Genomic DNA, 17,405 nt, shown 5'->3' on the forward strand with positions numbered 1-17,405 from the left:
TATTTACGATAATGTTTCCATTTTTGAAATAATCCAGACATGAAAAACCAACGGCCGTTGGCTTTACCAAGGAGAGCAGGCACTAGCCTGGATATTTCATGAAAGGAGGGGTGGCGGAATCGAAAAGCCCTTAAAATTCAACTGCTGACATCGAATTTGTGAGGAGATTCCGCCGTGACACATTGTACCGGACAAATCGAGCTGTTTGCGCCCGTGGCACGCCGCCGCATCGATGTGGCCTTCGACGGGGGCGCTGTGACCAGCGATGCCGGAGTGCTGCTGTTGCGGCAGGTCGATCGCAAGCTGGGTTTGCTGGACAGCGTGGCCCAACGCTTGAAGGACCCGCGTGATCCCAGCCGGTGTGCCCACGCCGTGCTCCACCTGCTGCGACAGCGGGTTTATGGCCTGTGCCAAGGCTATGAAGACCTCAACGATCACGACACCTGGCGCCATGACCTGGCGTTGCAGACGGCCTGTGAACGGCTGTCGCCCGGTGCCTCCAGCCCCACCTTGTGCCGCTTGGAAAACCGGATGGATCGGGCGGCGGCCCTGGCGATCCATGAGGTGTTTGTCGAGCAGTTCATCGCTTCATTTCCGACGCCGCCGGATCAGCTCATCCTGGATTTCGACGCGACCGATGATCCGGTCCATGGGCATCAGGAAGGCCGGTTCTTCCATGGCTACTATGACCACTATTGCTTCCTGCCGCTTTACGTCTTTTGCGGCGATCAGTTGTTGGTCAGCTATCTCAGGCCCTCGAAGATCGACGCGGCCAAGCACGCCGGGGCGATCCTGAAAGCTCTGGTGCAACGGCTGCGTGCCGTCTGGCCCGAGGTGAAAATCATCTTCCGGGCCGATTCGGGCTTCTGCCGACGGCGGATTCTGGCCTGGTGCGAACGCCACGGCGTCGGTTATCTCGTGGGCCTGGCCAAGAACAACCGCCTTTTGAAGCTTGCGGCGCCTTGGCGCCAGGCAGCGCAAACCCAATTTGCCGCCACCTCGGAAAAACAGCGGGTCTTCGGTGAGTTTGCCTATACCGCCGGCACCTGGAAACACCCCCGCCAGGTGATCCTCAAAGCCGAGCATGGACCCCAAGGCGAAAATCCAAGGTTCCTGGTCACCAACCTGGCGGGCGACTCCCAAGCGCTGTACGAAGACGTCTATTGTGCGCGGGGCGACATGGAAAACCGGATCAAGGAACAGCAACTCGGCTTGTTCGCGGACCGCACCAGTTGTCACGTCTGGTGGGCCAACCAATTCCGGCTGCTGCTCGCCTCGCTCGGCTACCTCTTGTTGGAAGCCCTTCGTCGCCTCGGCCTCGCCGGTACCGAACTCGCTCGGGCGCAGTGTTCCACTCTCAGGGGCAAGCTCCTCAAAATCGGTGGCGTGATCCTTCGAAATACCCGTCGCATTCGCTTCCTGTTGCCGAATGCTTACCCCTGGCAGGCGCTGTTCTGGCACATCGCCGAGCGCTTTGCCCCCGGCTGAGCCGGGCCGAGTGGGTTCCCCGGCACGTTGATTCTCTGGGGGTAAGGGGGACGTTTGCCTGAAATTCAGACTTTCACCCCAAACGAGCACTCAACACGCCTTTTTCTGGTCCCGAACCCAGAACGCGACCGGCCTCCTACCTTCACTGAGGTCCTGATGAAATATTCAGGCTAGACCGTTTCCGAAAACGCTAGGAAAAAATGCGAGTCGCGAAATCAGCGTCCGGCGGCGTCTGTGGGCGTGGGCAGGAAAACTTGCTCCCTCTTCCCGACTCCAACCGGTGATGAATACCAGTCGCAACGAATCCCGACATCTCAACCGGATGATCGATGGGCTGCTCGACGCGGACTCGGATACGGCCGAGCTGATCGCTGCGGCCAAGCAGGCAGGTCCGGCAGCGCTAGCCGAACGCATCCGGCAGCGCAGCGCGCGGCAGGTGCGCCTACAACCCGCGCGGGCGCAAACGATCCTGCAAATCCGCGATCGCCTGATTTGGCTGGTTTATGCGAGCCCGCTTCCCCCGGAAGGATTTTCAGCCTGGTGCGACGGCTCGAGCGTCCGCACGGCTTCGGGCGCAGCGAACGGAATCGGGGCGATCGTGACCGATGCTCATGGAGAAGTCGTGGCGAAGAGCGCCGGGCGGGTGCCGTCCGTTCTCCCACCCTTCGAAACCGAGATCGGGGCGTTGGAACGGGCTTTGGAGCTGGCATTGGAGTCCCGCGGGACCGTTCTCCGAGTACACACCGACTGCCCCGCTCTGGTTCAGCTCTGGCAGCGGCACCCGCACGATCATCGATTCGCCGCAATCCGCCGTTTGGCCCGTCGGTTCGAGCGGCTCGACCTGTGCGCAGTGCCGCGAGAGCACAATCAAGCTGCCCATCGCTTGGCGAAAGCCGCCGCGAGCGCTATATGACTCCGGTTCCGAGGAGCGGTCGGCATCGCACGAGCCGGGCGCATTTCTTACCAGGGGATCTCGGTGCCGTCATAGCGAAAGAAACGGCCGGTATCCGCCAGCGTGAACTTGTCGATGAGCTTTCGCATGCCGCGCACGCTTTCTTCCGGCGTCAAAGGCGCGCCGGTGCCGCCCATCCGAGTCCCCACCCAGCCGGGGTGAAATAGAAGCACGCCGATGTTCAACGGCTTGAGTTCCAGCGAGAGTCCCTTCATCACCGCGTTCAGCGCGGCCTTGCTGGATCGGTAGAAGTAACTGCCGGGGCTGTCGATCTCGGCAATGGAGCCCATATGACTGGTGATCGCCACCACCAACCGCTTTTCGCTGCGCGCCAGAGATTCGACGAATGCCTTGGTGATGCGGAGCGGACCCATGGTGTTGACCTGAAACGTGTATGCCCAGTCATCGTAATTGAGGGGCGCGTTCAAGGGCAGGTATTTCTCGGTATAAACCCCGGCATTGTTGAGCAGGAGATCGATGGGCGTTTCCCGCAGTTCCTCGGCTAAGGCAACGATCCGGCCGGCGTTCGTCACGTCCAGCTGGTGGATGCGCACGGCTCTGTAACGGTCCGCCAACCGCGCCAATTCATCCGCCTCGTCGGGGTATCGGCAGGTAGCGAAGACCTGCCATCCGGCCTGGGCGTATTGGCGGCACCATTCCAGCCCCAATCCGCGGTTGCTCCCCGTGATGAGAACGCTTGTCATGACGCTCGAAACTCCAGTTGCCGTAAGAATTCCACGATAGGACTTCCTCAACTGAGACCGCCGGATTCCCATGCGAGTTCGCGGCCGGCGCCGTCATAAGACTCACCGGCCAGACCAAACTCGTCGGCCCTGAGCCGGTCTAATTTTATCCGGCGTTCGAGTGAACATTCATCGTAGGATGGGTAGAGCGAAGCGAAACCCATCGATGGCGGGTTAGCCCTTCGACAGGCTCAGGACAGGCTCCGCGTAGCCCACCGACCCTTCGACTTGGCTCAGGACAGGTCCGAGGCCGCTCGGCGGGTTACGGCCTCGCGGCCTAACCCACCCTACAAACATGAATTCCTTCTCGAAAACGGTTTGGAATAAGTTCGACCAAGGTCGGCTTGTTCCCATTCGAACATCGGTCCGAACGGCAGAGGACAGGGCTATGGCCAGAGGAAGTAAAGAAAAGTACACCGAGAAGCAGAAACGGCAGGCTCGGCACATCGAGGAAGGTTACGAATCGCGCGGCGTCCCCGAAGAGGAGGCCGAGCGGCGCGCGTGGGCCACGGTGAACAAAATTCACGGCGGCGGGAAAAAGCGGGGCGGCAGCGGTCACGGAAAAGAAGAGGATCGCGAGCCGACGCGCAAGGGCGGACATAAAGGCGGCAAACATTAACCCGGGCTGGCGTTTATCGATCCAAGCTCAGGTTCGCAGGTCGGCAATCCTTGGCCGACGGACCCGTCCGTAGGATGTGCTGAACGAAGTTAGTAGGTCGGCAATCCTTTGCCGACAAGCCTGCGTGCCGACCCGTTAACGTCGGGAAAGGATTCCCGACTTACTTGTTGGGCGCTCAGCGGTTTCGGCCGGCTCTTTCAATCCTCCATCAACGCGCTGACGGAACCGCCGGCATGGATCTGCCGGACGGCTTCCGCGAACAGCGGCGCGATCGGGATGACCGTCAGCTTCCCCTGAGCCGTTTCCGGAGGAAGCCTGAAAAGCGGAACGCTGTCGGTGACGGCCAGGCTGTCCAGGACGGGATCGGCCACGACGCTCGCGGCCTCGCCGACGAACAGCCCGTGGGTTGAGGCGACGTGGACGGCTAAGGCGCCTTGTTCGCGGCAAACCTGGGCGGCGCGCGCTACGGTGCCGCCGGTGCTGATCATGTCATCGACGATGAGGGCCGTTTTGCCGCGCACATTTCCCGCCAGAATCGCACCGCGTACCGTGTCATCGCTGCGGTACTTTTCCATGAGGGCGCTGCCGACAGTCGCGCCGAGCCGCCGGGACAACTTGCGGCGGAAGCTCTCTGCCCGTTTGAGCCCACCTGCGTCGGGCGAGACCACGGCCACGTCTCCGTGGAGTTTCGCCGCGAAATGCTCGATCAGCAGCTTCCCGGCTTCCAAATGGTCGGTCCGGCAGCGGAAGGCATTCTGAAAACCCGCCAGATCGTGGACGTCGAGGGTGATAACCCGGTCCGCGCCCGCGGCCTCGAACAGCTGCGCCACATAACGCAGCGTGACCGGTTCGCGCGGCCGGGTTTTCCGGTCGGCCCGAGCATAGGCCAAATACGGCACGACCGCAGTCACCGAGGCGGCGGACGCATCCTTGAGCGCACCGACAAAAAACCACAGGCGGCACAGTTTGTCGTTGACGGTCTTGCCGGGCTCGTCGTACAGCGATTGCACCACGAATACGTCGGAGTCCCGCACGTTCTCGGCCGGATACGCCTTGTGCTCGCCGTCGTCGAAATCTTTTTCCTCGACTAAGGACAAGTCAGAACCCAATGCGCGGGCGATGTTTTCTCCCAATGTCCGGCTTTCGCTCAGCGCGAACAGGCGAAGCGGGCCGCGGTTCATCGACGCAGATACTTCAGGAACCAGTCGCGGGCGAGTTCTTCCACCTTTTCCAGCGTGCCGGGTTCCTCGAACAGATGGGTCGCGCCGGGGACTATCTCCAGCCGGTTCACGGCATTCATGCGCTCCGCCGCCAGGCGGTTGAGCTCGATGACCACATCGTCGTAACCGCCGACGATCAGGAGCGTGGGTGCCAGAACCTCGGGCAATCGCTCCTCCGCGAGATCCGGCCGTCCGCCCCGCGATACCACGGCCGCCACCGATTCCGGACGCTCGGCCGCGGCCCGGAGCGCCGCCGCCGCACCGGTGCTGGCGCCGAACAATCCGAAGGAAAGGTCGGTGGTCAATTCGTATTGCGTGGCCCAGTCGATCGCGCCCACCAGGCGGTCGGTCAAAAGGCCGATGTCGAAACGGAATTGACGGGTGTACTGGTCGACCTCGTGTTCCTCCGCGGTGAGAAGATCGAACAGCAGCGTAGCGAGGTCGGCGCGGTTGAGGAAATCGGCGACGGCGCGGTTGCGCGGGCTGAACCGGCTGCTGCCGCTGCCGTGGGCGAAGATCACGAGTCCTTGAGGCTGGTCCGGAATGAACAGCGAGCCGGACAGCGTCACGCCCGCCGGACCTACCGGAAATTCAATGGAATCCGAGGGTGCGGCTTGATTCATCTCTTCATCTCCCTGCCGAACAAAAAGCTTGTTTAATCCGATGTCTCGCCCCAGGCTCGGGTAAGAATCTCCCGAACCTCGTCATCGGTGGTCTGGGAAAAGTCCCGGTATCCTTGACCCACTGCAAAAAACGGCTCGGGAGTCATCAAGCAGACCACCTCGTCGACTTCGGCGCGCAAACGCTCCACCGTATCCACCGGCGCCAGCGGCACGGCGACCACGATGCAAGCCGGGTTTCGCTGGCGCAGGGCGGCGAGGCCGGCGCGCATGGTCGCTCCCGTGGCGATGCCGTCGTCCACCACGATGATGCAGCGGTTCTCGATATCGGGGTACGGACGATCACCCCGGTAAAGCCGCTCGCGGCGCTCCAGTTCCTGGCGCTCTTTCGCGGCGGCGTTCTCGATAACTTCGTCGCTGATCCGGTAGATCGATACCACATCGCGGTTCAGCACGGATGCGCCTCCGCTGGCGATCGCGCCCATGGCCAGCTCCGGATTGCCGGGTGTTCCCAGCTTGCGCACGATCAAGAGGTCCAACGGCGCTTTCAGGGCACGGGCGACTTCGTAAGCCACGGGCACCCCGCCGCGGGGCAGGGCGAGCACGATCAGGTCGGAACGGCCGGCGTAAGCGCCCAAAGCCTGCGCCAGCTGGCGTCCGGCATCCGTGCGGTTTTCGAAAAGTGTATCCATAGGATTTACGAGCACTGCTGAAGACACCGGGTTTCATCGCTAGCCCCGGTTGCGTTTAAGGTATTTCCAAGCGTCCGCCGCCGCGCCACTCGCTCAGCTGTTCCGCGCCGATCCGCAGTTTTTCCCTTAGCGCCTCGATCCGCTCCTTTTGCTCGAGCCGGGTCGCTGGCCACGCTTCCAGCCGGTCGAGTTCGGCTTGCCATTCCTCCATTTGCATTTGGAGTTCCCGCAAGCGGGCTTGTTCGGTATTCATGGCTGTTCCGGTAATTCTTCCGTATCAACGAGAAGCCCTGTTTTTCAGGAGCTTCATGAATTCCCGCATGAACGCCGGGAGATCCGCGGGTTGTCTCGACGTTACCAGATTGCCGTCCACGACGACCTCCCGGTCTTCATAATGGGCTCCGGCTTGCCTCATTTCGTCCGCGACGGCCCGATAACAAGTGGCGTGCCGATTTTTCAGCACACCGGCCGAAATCAGGATCTGCGGCCCGTGGCAAACGGCCGCTACCGGCCGATCGTTCTGCATGAAAGCCTTGGCGATCGCCAAGGCCGAGGGTTCCTCCCGCAATGCGGCCGGCGCTTTGCCGCCGGGGAGCAGAAGAACGTCGTAATCTTGCGGAACGATTTCCGAAAGCTTCTTGTCGACCGCCACTTCGTAGCCGTGCTTGCCGATGATCGTCCCGGTTTTGTCGGAAGCGATCTCGACCGGAATTCCCTCCTCTTTCAGCCGGTAGTACGGCACGAGGAGTTCGGCATCCTCGAAATAGTCTGAACTGAGTATGAGGACTTTCATCCTTCGTCTCTCTTCTTAATGGAGCGCTTCCTCCCGTTCGGACGGGGGAGGCTGCTGGGTCGTCTCGGGTGCGGGGCGAGGCGATTGAATTGCCTCGGGACGGTAGCCCTCGGCGACGCTCGGTCCGCCCGTGAGCGGTTTGTTGGTCAGTGCCCGCAGGATCAGGGTGGAACCCGCCAAACCCAAAACGGCCGTGAGCGGACTCGCATGCCGCAGGGCATTGACCGCCAGGGTGGTTCCGGTTGCGCCGGCGATCAGCCGGGTGGCCGGCGCCCAGTTCTCCTGCAAGATGTCCGGGCGTATCCGGCGGCGCGGAACTCCGCCCTGAAGTTCGGGGATCTGCTCCGCGGTCTCATGTACTTCCAGCCGATCGTCCACACCCCTGACTCCGCGTACCGAGGCCACACACCGGTAGAGCGGCTTGTGCTCATGCGCCAGTACCGGACCGGAGAGCGTCACAAAACCGTCCTGCACCTTGACGTCGATGACTTTGGGATGGGAGACCACCCGTCCGATATTGGACCGTACCCTATCAACCAGCAAGTCGTCGGGGACAGGCCCCGCCGTCAGCCACCCGTTGAGCTCCGCGACCATGCCGACCGCGCGATTGCGAAGGTCGCGCAGGGCCACCTGAAACGCGTCATCGAATCGGTTCATGCTGCTCGTCGTCTTGTCGCGGAGAACGGCCCGGCGATATCGCCCGCGATCCGGGTCGAGCAAATACATCAACGCGGCCCCCACGGCCGCCCCGTACAGTGTTGAGTTCCGCTTCATGGCATTCTCCTCGGAGTGTTCCGTACTGCGCTCGCCTGACTAATCAGACTCGTCTCCCGAAAGGGAGTTGCACGCGAGTGTTACCGAAATGAAAAAGGCGGCCGAACGGATTGCGGGTGATTCGGAAATTCCGTCGGCTATTCGCCGATCACCGTGCGAAGTGGCGCGATCGAGCACGCCGCGCGACCGACAGGAGCATACGGATGAGGCCGGCGTCTAAACAAAGAAGACGATCCGAAAGGAAGTGTGATGTCCGAACCGAAAGCCATTGCGGCAACGATCGAAACCGTGGTGCCCGGGGTGTGGCGCTGGTCCGTGCAGGATGATCGTATCGGTTACGAGAGTGATGCGCACGCCATCGCGTCGGGTGACCGCATGGTCCTTATCGATCCCTTGAGGGTCGAGACAGCGGTCCTCGAACGCTTAGGGCCGGTGGAGGCGATTTGCCTCACCGCCGCCTGCCATCAGCGGGCCGCCTGGCATTACCGCCGTCGTTTGGGCGTGAAGGTGTATGCGCCCGACGGCACGCGGCCCATGGACGAGGAACCGGACCTGCGCTACCGGGCAGGCGATGTTCTGCCGGGGGGCCTTCGGGCGATCCACACGCCGGGACCCGAAACCGCGCATTACGCCTTCTTCTTGCCGAAGCGTCCCGGCATCCTGTTTTGCCCGGATCTTCTGTCGCACGGAGCCGGCGAGGCCTTGGCCTTTGTTCCGGCCGAGTATCACGAGAACCCGGCGCTAACCCGGCAGAGCGTGCGGAATTTGCTGGACCTGGACTTCGCGGTGCTCTGCTTCGACCATGGCCGCCCCCTTCTCGACGAGCCCAAGGCCGCGCTGCGGGCCCTCCTCGCCGAGAAGCCGGGGACCTCGCACAGCTGACTTCCGCGCAGCAGCTATCGATAAGGTATGGCACCCGGAGAGGCATCATCCCGGCACTGGAATCACCGCTACGCGGTAGTCAACGGAATACGCCTGCACTGGGTGGAAGCCGGAACCGGGCCTCTTGTCGTGTTGCTGCACGGATTTCCGGAATTCTGGTACTCATGGCGTCACCAAATCCCGGCGCTGGCGGGAGCGGGCTTTCGCGTAGTCGCCCCGGATCTCCGCGGCTACAACGAGTCCGAAAAACCCGCTGGAATCAGGCCTTATCGCCTGGAAACCCTGGCGGACGACGTGCTCGCGATCATTCACGCGCTGGGCCAAGAGCGATGCGCGGTGGTCGGACATGATTGGGGCGGTGCCATCGCCTGGTTTCTGGCCATGCGCCATCCGCAGGCGGTAGAGAATTTGATCGTCCTGAATGCCCCGCATCCGGAGCGTTTCTTTCAGGAACTCAGGACGCCGGCGCAGTTGCGGAAGTCCTGGTACGTATTCTTCTTCCAGCTCCCGTGGCTGCCCGAAAGGCTGATTCGAGCGGATGATTATGCCGGATTAGGCCGGATATTGCGGACCGATCCGGTGCGGCCCGATGCGTTCACCGAAGCCGACATTCAGTGCTACAAGCAAGCCCTGGCGCAGCCGGGCGCGCTGACTGCGGCGATTCATTATTACCGTGCCCTGTTCCGCCGCAACCTTCTCCGATTCCGGCGGCAGATCCGCCCCATTCATGCGCCGACACTTTTGATCTGGGGTGCGCAGGATCGCTATCTCGGTATCGGGCTGACCCAGGGTTTGGAACGATGGGTTCCGAATATCCGGGTCGAACGCATCCCCGAGGCGAGTCACTGGGTTCAGGCGGACGCGCCCGAGCGTGTCAACTCGTTGATCATTGGCTTTCTTCGAAAACAAGGGCATGGCATGGGGCGAAGTTGACGTCTTCACCGGTATTCCGTGCGCAGTGGATGTGCCGAGGATTCGGCTATCTCTTTCTGCACGAAACTGTGGCGCAAGAATACCTCGAGCCGCCTGCCGCGGAAGGGTGAAGCCAGCAGTCGGATCAGCGCTGCAATGGTGTTAATCTTCTGAGCCAACTCACTACACCCGACTGCGGAGTGCGCATGAATGTCCCCTACAAAGGCCGATGGACGGTGACTGCCAGCGGCGGCGATCCCCGAGCCGCCATCGACGACTCCTACTCGACGCGATGGGTCTCCGAACCGTCGGTGGCCCCCTGGCTCGAGATCGATTTCGGCCGGATCGCGATCCTCGGAGGACTCGAGGTTTACTGGGGCAGGCATGCGCCCAAGGTATATTCCTTCGGGTCCTCGCTCGACGGCGAAGCGTGGACGCCTCTTTGTGCCACCCGCCACGGCGAGGGCGGTCAAGACGTCTTCGCGTTTCCGCCGACGGAGGCTCGATTCGTGCGCTGGACTTGCGCCGATCCGGAGCCGGAGCGGGGCCTCGAAATCGTCGAAATCAACCTGTACGGTCCGGGCGAGGCCGCGTCGGTGCAAGAGCCGGGGCGAATCGCGGCGTTGGGCCGTGGGCCGGTCAAGATTCCTCCAGGCGAGAGCATTACCGTCGATTTCGGGTATACGCGATCGCCGCTCGGCGTGCTGGTCCAATGGGGAGAGACTTACGGAACCGACTTTTCGGTCGAGCTTTCCGACGACGGCGAGAACTTTCGGGAGGTCGGCCGCATCATCCTCGGCAACGGCGACTACGACAGCTTTTATTGGCGATCCACCACGAGCCGCTATCTTAGCTTCACGGTTCACGAGGCAAGCAGTCCGGAAGGGGCTGTCGTCGACGAACTCAAGCTCCGCATCCTGAACAAGGACAGAATGCCGATCGGCCAACTGGAGCGCGCGGCGCAAGTGGCGCGCAGCGATCTTTATCCGCAGGCTCTTCTGGAGCGGCAGGTCTATTGGACCGTGCTCGGGGAGATCGATCGGTCCGAGGATGCCCTTTTCGACGAATACGGCAATCTCGAGCCCCGCCCCGGTTCCGGCCAACTCATGCCGTTGTTTCGACTGGACGGAACGCTTCACGGCGCGCCCGGCGCTTCCGCGATCACTCAAACGCTGGCCGACGGCGCGCTGCCCATTCCTTCCGTCGCGTGGTCGGCGCGGGAGGTGGAACTTAGGGCGACCGCCCTCGCCGATGCAGGGCAAGCGATAGTCGAGTACCGCATCACGAACCGCGCCGGCGTGCCGCAGCAAGGGGCGCTCGTCCTCGCGCTGCGCCCCGCCCAAATCAACCCGTATTGGCAACACGGCGGACACGCGATCATCAACTCGATAGCCATCGACGGAAAGGAGGTTCGGGTCAACGATGGGTGGTATGCCGGTTTTTCGAGTGCCCCCGATGTCGCGACGATCGCCGAATTTCACGACGGAGACGTGGTGAAACTGATCGAGAACCAGCCGCAGCACACCGAACGCTGCTTGCATTCCGATTCCGGTCTCCTGAGTGCCGCATGCGAGTTCGACTTTTCCCTGGATCCGGGCGAGACCGCTTCCTTCGTCGTATCGGCTCCGCTCAGGGACGGTATCGCACCCGACACGGAGGTCGACTTCGCCAGCATTCGCGAGAAGGTCGCTCGAGTTTGGCGCGAGAAGATCGGCCCGCGCAGAATCACGGTGGGAGACCGCGAAGTCAGCGATACGGTCGAGGCACAGACGGGACTCATCCTGGTGAACGCCACCCGCTATGCCTTCAAGCCCGGTCCGCGCAATTACGACCGAACCTGGATACGCGACGGCTCCTCGCAAGCCCTCGCCCTGCTCTACGCCGGTTTGATCGAAGAGGCCGAGCGCTACGTGCTGTGGTACTCGAAACGCATCTACGACAACGGCATGGTCCCGCCTATCCTCAATCCCGACGGCAGCGTGAACCGCGGCTACGGCAGCGACATCGAATTCGACGCCCAGGGCCAGTTCGTGGCGATCGCAGCCGACACCTATCGCTTCAGCCGGGATCGCGCCTTTCTCGAAGCCATTTTCGAACCCGTCGTCCGGGCCACCCGATTCATCGAGGAACTCTGCGCGCGAACCAATGCGCTGCACGGGCCCGAAACGCGGTTCCATGGGCTTTTGGCGCCATCCATCAGCCACGAGGGTTACAACAAGCCGACCTACAGCTACTGGGACAACTTTTTCGCGTTGCGGGCGTGGCGCGACTGCGCCTATCTGGCCGCCGAGATCGGCGATGCGGAAATCGCGAACCTGGCCGAAACCAAGGAACAGGAGTTCGCCGCAAACCTGGCCCGCTCATTGCGAATGACGACCGAAGAGCTCGGTTCGGGGCTGGTCCATGCCTCCGCCGATCGCGAGGATGTCGATCCCACGTCGACCTCCATCGCTTTCGAACCCTGCCGTGTGGAGGATGTGCTTCCGGCCGAGTATCTCCAGGCGACTTATGACCTTTATCGCGATCATCTCGAGGTAATCCGGGCGCCCGGTTTCGAAGGGGGCTTTACGCCGTACGAGATTCGCAATCTGAACGCGCTCGTGGCGCTGGGTCGAACCGAGGAGGCCTTCCGGCTCCTCGGGGATGCGCTCACCTGGCGAAGACCCGCCGGTTGGCGTCATTGGGCCGAGGTCGTCTGGGCCGACCCGCGCGTGCCGGACTATATCGGCGATATGCCTCACACCTGGATCGGCGCCGAATTCGCCACCGCGATCCGCCGCATGTTGGTTAGGGAAAACGGCGGCACGCTCGAACTTTTTCGAGCCGTCCCCGATGCCTGGTGGGAAGGCGAAGGCATTACGCTGAACGAGCTACCGACCTGCTTCGGAACAGTCAGTCTCAAAGCCCGCCGCAACGAATCGCGGGTAACGGTCGATCTGAGCGTGACCGGAACCGCGCCGAAACGGATCGTCCTTCGCTATCCCGGCGCGCGGCAAGCCCACGCCGACGGCAAACCGTGCGAGATCGACGGCGATCTCATCAAGGCACCGAATCTGAACCGGCTCGTGATCGATCTGTAGACTTGTAGGGTGGGTTAGCGAAGCGTAACCCACCGACCCTTCGACTTGGTTCAGGACAGGTCCGAGGCCGCTCGGTGGGTTACGGCCTCGCGGCCTAACCCACCCTACAAAAATCAATTCCTGATTGAAAGCGATTTGGAATTAGGCCGGGCCCGCGCGGAACTGGTAGAGCCAGGTTTCGGTCAGCGCATCGCCGTTGCCGCGGATGTAGAGCCGGAGCTCGACAGGATCGCTGCCGGTCGGGACGAGGTCGAAGATAGCCCTCCAGCGGCGCGTGCCCGGCACCGGCTCGATGAAGGCGCCGGAGACGGTTCCGCCGGACGCGGAGACGACCGGTTCGGCCTTGACCGAATCGCCCCACAGCGGATCCAGCGCCGAGCCCGCGAATTCGACGCATATCTTGTACACGCCCTTCGGCCGAGGTTTTCCCGGCTGACCGCCACGCCCGATCCGGGTCGCCACGCAGCGGGCCACCTGCGCCGGGTAGGGCTCGTCCCCCAGCCAGTGCAGCCGATAGCGCAGCCGGTAGGAGTTGCCGGCACGCGCCGGTCCGTCCGGCCGCCAGTAAGCCACGATGTTGTCGTGGATTTCGTCGTCCGTAGGCAGTTCCACCAATTGGACGGCGCCGGGGCCCCAGTCGTCCAGCGGCTCCACCCACAGGCTGGGCCGCCGTTCGTAGTTGACGCCGTCGAGATAGTTTTCGTACACCCGGTCGCGCTGCATCAGGCCGAAACCTTTCGGCCCCTTGTCGGCGAAGCTGGAGGTCACGGCGAAGGGCTGATTGATCAACGGACGCCAGAGCCGTTCGCCGTTGCCGTTCCAGATCGCGAGACCGTCGGAATCGTGGACTTCCGGGCGCCAGTCCTCGCGTTGGCGTTTCTCCTTTTCGCTGAACCAATACATGGAGGTCAATGGGGCCAGTCCCAACCGGGTGATGTCCTTGCGCAGGAAAAGAACCACCTCGACGTCCTGTATCACGCCCTCGGTACGCCGGATCGAAAAATGATAAGCACCGGTAAGGCTGGGGCTATTCAGCAGAGCGTAAACCGAGACCGGCTGGTCCTCTTTCCGAGCGCCCTCGATGAAAAATTCGGTGAAATCCGGAAATTCTTCAGGCGTGGGTTCGGCGGAGTCCACGATAACGCCGCGGGCGGACAGTCCGTACTGGCCCAAGGCGCCGATAGCCCGAAAATATGAGGCGCCGAGAAAGGCTATCCAGTCTTGGGTTCGCCAGTCCTTGCGCTTCCGAGATTCCTGCAGGCGAAAACCTGCAAAGCCCGTATCTTCAGGCAGCTTGCGGGCGATGCTGTCCTTGGGCATCGAAAAATACTTGGGTCTGTACAAGATTTCCCGCGCCACTCCGTGCTCCAGAACGTGCATCTTGACCGACTTCTGGAAGAACTGGCCCACGTGAAAAAAAGTAGCCGGATAGAGGGACGGCCCATTCGCGAACAAAGCATAATCGGGACGGTAACGGATATTCCCCCAAGCATCGTAATCGATCTGCTGAACGACTTTGGGCAGGGGTTTGGGTGGTGATTCATAGGGCGCCTTGGCCATGGCAGCAGCCCGCTCGATCAGCGCCTCAAAGGAAAAGAGCTGACCAGGGCCCAAACGAAGCCCTTCGGACGCAGGCGGGACAGCCCGAGCCACGTTGAAAAGCGTTCCCCCTAAGGCTACTAAGGAAGCGGATTTCAAGAATCCGCGCCGACTCAACTTCTGATTCATTGGATTGTAATTCTGTAACTGGTACTAATGACTTAGCGTTTCAATAACGAACGCCGATGAAATCGTATGAAACCGGCATTGTCTTGGCAATTCCGAGAAGTGCCCGGCTCTTGCCCCGAACGCGATTCCTAATTCCATTCGGCATTCGAGTGAACATGAAACGTAGGGTGGGTTAGCGGAGCGTAACCCACCGATTCGAGGTCGCTCGGCGGGTTACGGCCTTGGTTCCGAGGTAACGCCGCGGCCCCGATAGGCCAGAGTACGCTTGGAGGCAGCGCGGTAGGTCAATCGCCGGGGGAGCGGTTTGATATCGATCACGGTGGAGGGCGATGGCTGACATCTCGATTGCTTTCTGTTTTGAAATAAATATGCCACTCATTATTGACGCAAAATTTACACCATCTTTAGATCCGAAAGCCTAGAGTGAACGGCGCAGACCCGTCGGAACAGTACCTCGGCTACGCATGCTTCGAGAGAGCTTTAGCAAGGATATCGGCACACTAGGATTAGTCCAAAGACGCGATTGAGGCCGGCCGAAGTCACGAATACGGCGAGTTCGCCTCGGTCAATTCCGGCCTTTTAGAGCAGCCAACGCGCATGGTATCCGCCACGAGCACCTCATCCCACGCCCCTACTTCCTTGCATAGGCCCTACCGCCGAGCGGTTGGATATTTCTGGGGGTTGGCGGCTCCCACGCTTTGCACGTTGATCAATTGGCCGCTGCGCGGTCAGATCAGCCCAGCGAACATCCTGATGATTTACTTGCTGGGCGTGTTTTTCGTGGCTATCCGGTTCGGACGCGGCCCCTCCATCCTGGCCTCTCTTCAGAGCGCCGGGACTTTCGCCTTTTTCGTTGCCCCTCCGATTTTTTCCTTCGCCGTCTCCGATACGGAGCATCTGATCGGCCTTGCCGTCATGCTGATCGTTGCGGTCGTGACCAGCAGCCTGATGGATGCGCTTCGATCGCAGGCCGCCGTGGCGGCGCAGGGGGAACAGCGCGCCTCGACGCTGTACCGGCTGAGCAAGGAACTGGCCGGTACGCGCCAGGAGGCGGACGTGATCGCAGCCGGCATCAAACATATCTACTCCGAATTTGGGCTCCCGAACGCCCTGCTCGTTCCGGACGGCCAAGCCCGGCTGCACTGTCCGGAAGGCGATCTTTGGCCGCCAGGCATGCCGGATCTGGATCTTGCCCTTGCACAACAGACTTTTGACCAGGGGCAACCGCAGCCGCCCGGTGGCGGCACCGACGCAAATTCCGCAGAGACCTCGCTCTACTGGCCCTTGGTCGGCTCCGAAGGCGTCCTCGGCGTATGGGTTATGGCACTCCCGGCCCACCGAAGGCTTTCGCCGGAAGAACGGACGCTCCTGGATCTCTTTCTCCATCAAATCGTTCAATCTCTGGAGCGGGTTCGGGCTGCCGAACAAGCTCGCTGCACGGCCATCCGAATAGAGGCGGAAACCCTGAGGAATTCGCTGTTGAGCGCCATTTCCCACGATCTCCGCACCCCGCTTTCGACGATCGTCGGCGCGTCGGGAACGCTGGTCGAAGGCGACGAACACCTGGATGCCGAGCACCGCCAAAAGCTGATCCGAGCGATCCATGAGGACGCGAAGCGGATGTCCGATCTCACGCATAAGATCCTGGACATGGCCCGGCTCGAAGCCGGGAAGGTTGCGCTGAATCGACAGTGGTACGCCCTTGAGGAAATCATCGGCAGCGCCCTGCGCCGGATGCGAAAACAGCTTGAAAACCGGCCGGTCACGGTGGATCTGGATAACGGATTGACGCTGGTCCATGTCGACGCGGTCTTGATGCAGCAAGTCTTGGTCAACCTTCTCGAGAATGCCGTCAAATATACGCCGGAAGCGAGCCCCATCGAGATTACCGCAGAACTGTCCCCGAAATTGCTGACCCTCTTCATAGCCGACCGGGGTCCCGGAATTCCGGAAAAATTCGAGCACCAGATCTTCGACAAGTTCTTCCGCATTTACCCGGAAGCGCCTCAGGGCGGCGCCGGACTCGGCTTGGCCATCTGCCGGGCCATCATCAGCGCACACGGCGGCGACATTCGCGTCGAGCCCCGGGCCGGCGGAGGATCCGTCTTCCGCTTGGAACTGCCGCTCACGGAAACGCCGCCGGACATCGAGCTGGAAAACGAGGCTTTATCGCGGTCATGACGGAAACCCGCCCCGTCATATTGGTCATCGAGGACGATCCGCACTTGCGGATGTTCTTGAGCACCTGTCTGAGCGGCCAGGACGGTTGGTCGGTGATCACGGCCGAGACCGGGACCGAGGGTTTGGCTTCGGCGCGAAGCGCCAAACCGGCACTCGTGATCCTCGATCTTGGACTGCCGGACATGGATGGCGTGGAGGTGGTGGATCGGTTACGGAAACGCACTGGAGTCCCTCTGATCATCCTGTCGGCCCGAAATCACGAAAACGACATCACCCAGGCCCTCGATGCCGGCGCGGACGATTACCTGACCAAACCCTTCAGTACGGCGGAACTCGTGGCGCGTATCCGGGCATTGCTGCGGCGTGCCTCGCAGCGTTCGTGGGGACCGCCGCGCGATGTGTTTCAAGTCGGCGACCTAAAGGTCGAACTGACCCGGCGGAAAGTTTCTCTCGAAGACCGCGAGATCCATCTCACGCCGATCGAGTATCGCCTACTGACCGCCCTGATCAGTCATGCGGGAAGTGTCGTCACCCACAGACAGCTGCTGAACGAGGTCTGGGGTCCGGGCCATACCGAGCACAGCCATTACGTCCGGATTTACATGGGCCAGTTGCGACACAAGATCGAGGCCGATCCCGCCAGACCCCGCTATCTCCTGACGGAACCCGGTGTGGGATACCGTCTGTGCGACGACGAATGATCGAAGACCCACGAGCGCGT

Annotated in this window: 16 protein-coding genes; 8 read left to right on the forward strand and 8 right to left on the reverse strand. The window is 61.8% G+C overall.

Going from position 1 to position 17,405, the window contains the following annotated elements; all coding sequences use genetic code 11:
• Positions 1-174 precede the first annotated feature (174 nt).
• Positions 175-1,488 carry an IS1380 family transposase gene (locus ACWJJK_RS22295; protein WP_133719256.1) on the forward strand — a complete coding sequence of 438 codons (1,314 nt, stop codon included), beginning with the start codon at positions 175-177 and terminating at the stop codon, positions 1,486-1,488.
• A 283-nt stretch (positions 1,489-1,771) separates the two neighbouring features.
• Positions 1,772-2,401, forward strand: a complete 630-nt coding sequence (locus ACWJJK_RS22300; protein WP_168175448.1) for a ribonuclease H family protein — start codon at positions 1,772-1,774, stop codon at positions 2,399-2,401.
• Positions 2,402-2,448: 47 nt separating this feature from the next.
• On the opposite strand, the gene ACWJJK_RS22305 is transcribed toward ACWJJK_RS22300, so the two are convergent.
• The gene (locus ACWJJK_RS22305) at positions 2,449-3,144 is read right to left on the reverse strand and encodes an SDR family oxidoreductase (RefSeq protein ID WP_077730933.1); all 696 of its coding nucleotides are present in this window, start codon (positions 3,142-3,144) and stop codon (positions 2,449-2,451) included.
• 427 nt (positions 3,145-3,571) lie between these two features.
• On the opposite strand from ACWJJK_RS22305, the gene ACWJJK_RS22310 reads away from it, so the two are divergent.
• Positions 3,572-3,802 carry a hypothetical protein gene (locus ACWJJK_RS22310; RefSeq protein ID WP_205780798.1) on the forward strand — a complete coding sequence of 77 codons (231 nt, stop codon included), beginning with the start codon at positions 3,572-3,574 and terminating at the stop codon, positions 3,800-3,802.
• Between the two features lie 197 nt (positions 3,803-3,999).
• On the opposite strand, the gene ACWJJK_RS22315 is transcribed toward ACWJJK_RS22310, so the two are convergent.
• The 6 genes from ACWJJK_RS22315 to ACWJJK_RS22340 are packed head-to-tail and all read right to left on the reverse strand — an operon-like array spanning position 4,000 to position 7,901.
• Entirely contained in the window at positions 4,000-4,983 is a 984-nt protein-coding gene (locus ACWJJK_RS22315) for a ribose-phosphate diphosphokinase (RefSeq protein ID WP_156879868.1), read from the reverse strand.
• On the reverse strand, positions 4,980-5,645 hold the full coding sequence (locus ACWJJK_RS22320) for a dienelactone hydrolase family protein (protein WP_077730935.1): 666 nt from the start codon (positions 5,643-5,645) through the stop codon (positions 4,980-4,982). Before ACWJJK_RS22320 ends, ACWJJK_RS22315 begins: the two co-directional genes overlap by 4 nt.
• Before the next feature lie 32 nt (positions 5,646-5,677).
• Positions 5,678-6,334: a phosphoribosyltransferase gene (locus tag ACWJJK_RS22325; RefSeq protein WP_156879869.1), complete on the reverse strand. Its 657-nt coding sequence runs from the start codon at positions 6,332-6,334 to the stop codon at positions 5,678-5,680.
• Between the two features lie 55 nt (positions 6,335-6,389).
• Entirely contained in the window at positions 6,390-6,587 is a 198-nt protein-coding gene (locus ACWJJK_RS22330) for a hypothetical protein (RefSeq protein WP_133716281.1), read from the reverse strand.
• Positions 6,588-6,611: 24 nt separating this feature from the next.
• Positions 6,612-7,127: a type 1 glutamine amidotransferase domain-containing protein gene (locus ACWJJK_RS22335; protein WP_077730938.1), complete on the reverse strand. Its 516-nt coding sequence runs from the start codon at positions 7,125-7,127 to the stop codon at positions 6,612-6,614.
• Positions 7,128-7,142: 15 nt separating this feature from the next.
• Positions 7,143-7,901: a BON domain-containing protein gene (locus ACWJJK_RS22340; RefSeq protein ID WP_077730939.1), complete on the reverse strand. Its 759-nt coding sequence runs from the start codon at positions 7,899-7,901 to the stop codon at positions 7,143-7,145.
• Positions 7,902-8,150: 249 nt separating this feature from the next.
• Between ACWJJK_RS22340 and ACWJJK_RS22345 the strand changes: the two genes are divergently transcribed.
• The 3 genes from ACWJJK_RS22345 (at position 8,151) to ACWJJK_RS22355 (ending at position 12,775) form a co-directional block, all read left to right on the forward strand.
• Entirely contained in the window at positions 8,151-8,783 is a 633-nt protein-coding gene (locus ACWJJK_RS22345) for an MBL fold metallo-hydrolase (RefSeq protein WP_156879870.1), read from the forward strand.
• Between the two features lie 27 nt (positions 8,784-8,810).
• Positions 8,811-9,716 (forward strand): alpha/beta hydrolase, encoded by a 906-nt coding sequence (locus ACWJJK_RS22350; RefSeq protein ID WP_156879871.1) that lies wholly within the window; start codon positions 8,811-8,813, stop codon positions 9,714-9,716.
• A 185-nt stretch (positions 9,717-9,901) separates the two neighbouring features.
• Positions 9,902-12,775 (forward strand): discoidin domain-containing protein, encoded by a 2,874-nt coding sequence (locus tag ACWJJK_RS22355; protein ID WP_156879872.1) that lies wholly within the window; start codon positions 9,902-9,904, stop codon positions 12,773-12,775.
• 141 nt (positions 12,776-12,916) lie between these two features.
• Here the strand turns inward: ACWJJK_RS22355 and ACWJJK_RS22360 are convergent, their stop codons facing one another.
• The gene (locus ACWJJK_RS22360; RefSeq protein WP_086134838.1) at positions 12,917-14,503 is read right to left on the reverse strand and encodes a glucan biosynthesis protein; all 1,587 of its coding nucleotides are present in this window, start codon (positions 14,501-14,503) and stop codon (positions 12,917-12,919) included.
• A gap of 597 nt (positions 14,504-15,100) precedes the next feature.
• Here ACWJJK_RS22360 and ACWJJK_RS22365 point away from each other — a divergent pair.
• Positions 15,101-16,684 (forward strand): DUF4118 domain-containing protein, encoded by a 1,584-nt coding sequence (locus ACWJJK_RS22365; RefSeq protein ID WP_156879873.1) that lies wholly within the window; start codon positions 15,101-15,103, stop codon positions 16,682-16,684.
• Entirely contained in the window at positions 16,681-17,385 is a 705-nt protein-coding gene (locus tag ACWJJK_RS22370; RefSeq protein WP_086134836.1) for a response regulator, read from the forward strand. The genes ACWJJK_RS22365 and ACWJJK_RS22370 overlap by 4 nt, the downstream gene beginning before the upstream one ends.
• The last annotated feature ends 20 nt before the right edge of the window (positions 17,386-17,405 follow it).

Source organism: Methylocaldum gracile (genome assembly GCF_053646815.1).

What these genes read in the sequence shown, in the direction of transcription:
- ACWJJK_RS22355 (WP_156879872.1), top strand. Translation starts at nt 9,902, where the DNA reads ATGAATGTCCCCTACAAAGGCCGATGGACGGTGACTGCCAGCGGCGGC.
- ACWJJK_RS22365 (WP_156879873.1), top strand. Translation starts at nt 15,101, where the DNA reads ATGGTATCCGCCACGAGCACCTCATCCCACGCCCCTACTTCCTTGCAT.
- ACWJJK_RS22330 (WP_133716281.1), bottom strand. Translation starts at nt 6,587, where the DNA reads ATGAATACCGAACAAGCCCGCTTGCGGGAACTCCAAATGCAAATGGAG.
- ACWJJK_RS22345 (WP_156879870.1), top strand. Translation starts at nt 8,151, where the DNA reads ATGTCCGAACCGAAAGCCATTGCGGCAACGATCGAAACCGTGGTGCCC.
- ACWJJK_RS22325 (WP_156879869.1), bottom strand. Translation starts at nt 6,334, where the DNA reads ATGGATACACTTTTCGAAAACCGCACGGATGCCGGACGCCAGCTGGCG.
- ACWJJK_RS22305 (WP_077730933.1), bottom strand. Translation starts at nt 3,144, where the DNA reads ATGACAAGCGTTCTCATCACGGGGAGCAACCGCGGATTGGGGCTGGAA.
- ACWJJK_RS22350 (WP_156879871.1), top strand. Translation starts at nt 8,811, where the DNA reads ATGGCACCCGGAGAGGCATCATCCCGGCACTGGAATCACCGCTACGCG.
- ACWJJK_RS22335 (WP_077730938.1), bottom strand. Translation starts at nt 7,127, where the DNA reads ATGAAAGTCCTCATACTCAGTTCAGACTATTTCGAGGATGCCGAACTC.
- ACWJJK_RS22370 (WP_086134836.1), top strand. Translation starts at nt 16,681, where the DNA reads ATGACGGAAACCCGCCCCGTCATATTGGTCATCGAGGACGATCCGCAC.
- ACWJJK_RS22360 (WP_086134838.1), bottom strand. Translation starts at nt 14,503, where the DNA reads ATGAATCAGAAGTTGAGTCGGCGCGGATTCTTGAAATCCGCTTCCTTA.
- ACWJJK_RS22315 (WP_156879868.1), bottom strand. Translation starts at nt 4,983, where the DNA reads ATGAACCGCGGCCCGCTTCGCCTGTTCGCGCTGAGCGAAAGCCGGACA.
- ACWJJK_RS22320 (WP_077730935.1), bottom strand. Translation starts at nt 5,645, where the DNA reads ATGAATCAAGCCGCACCCTCGGATTCCATTGAATTTCCGGTAGGTCCG.
- ACWJJK_RS22310 (WP_205780798.1), top strand. Translation starts at nt 3,572, where the DNA reads ATGGCCAGAGGAAGTAAAGAAAAGTACACCGAGAAGCAGAAACGGCAG.
- ACWJJK_RS22340 (WP_077730939.1), bottom strand. Translation starts at nt 7,901, where the DNA reads ATGAAGCGGAACTCAACACTGTACGGGGCGGCCGTGGGGGCCGCGTTG.
- ACWJJK_RS22300 (WP_168175448.1), top strand. Translation starts at nt 1,772, where the DNA reads ATGAATACCAGTCGCAACGAATCCCGACATCTCAACCGGATGATCGAT.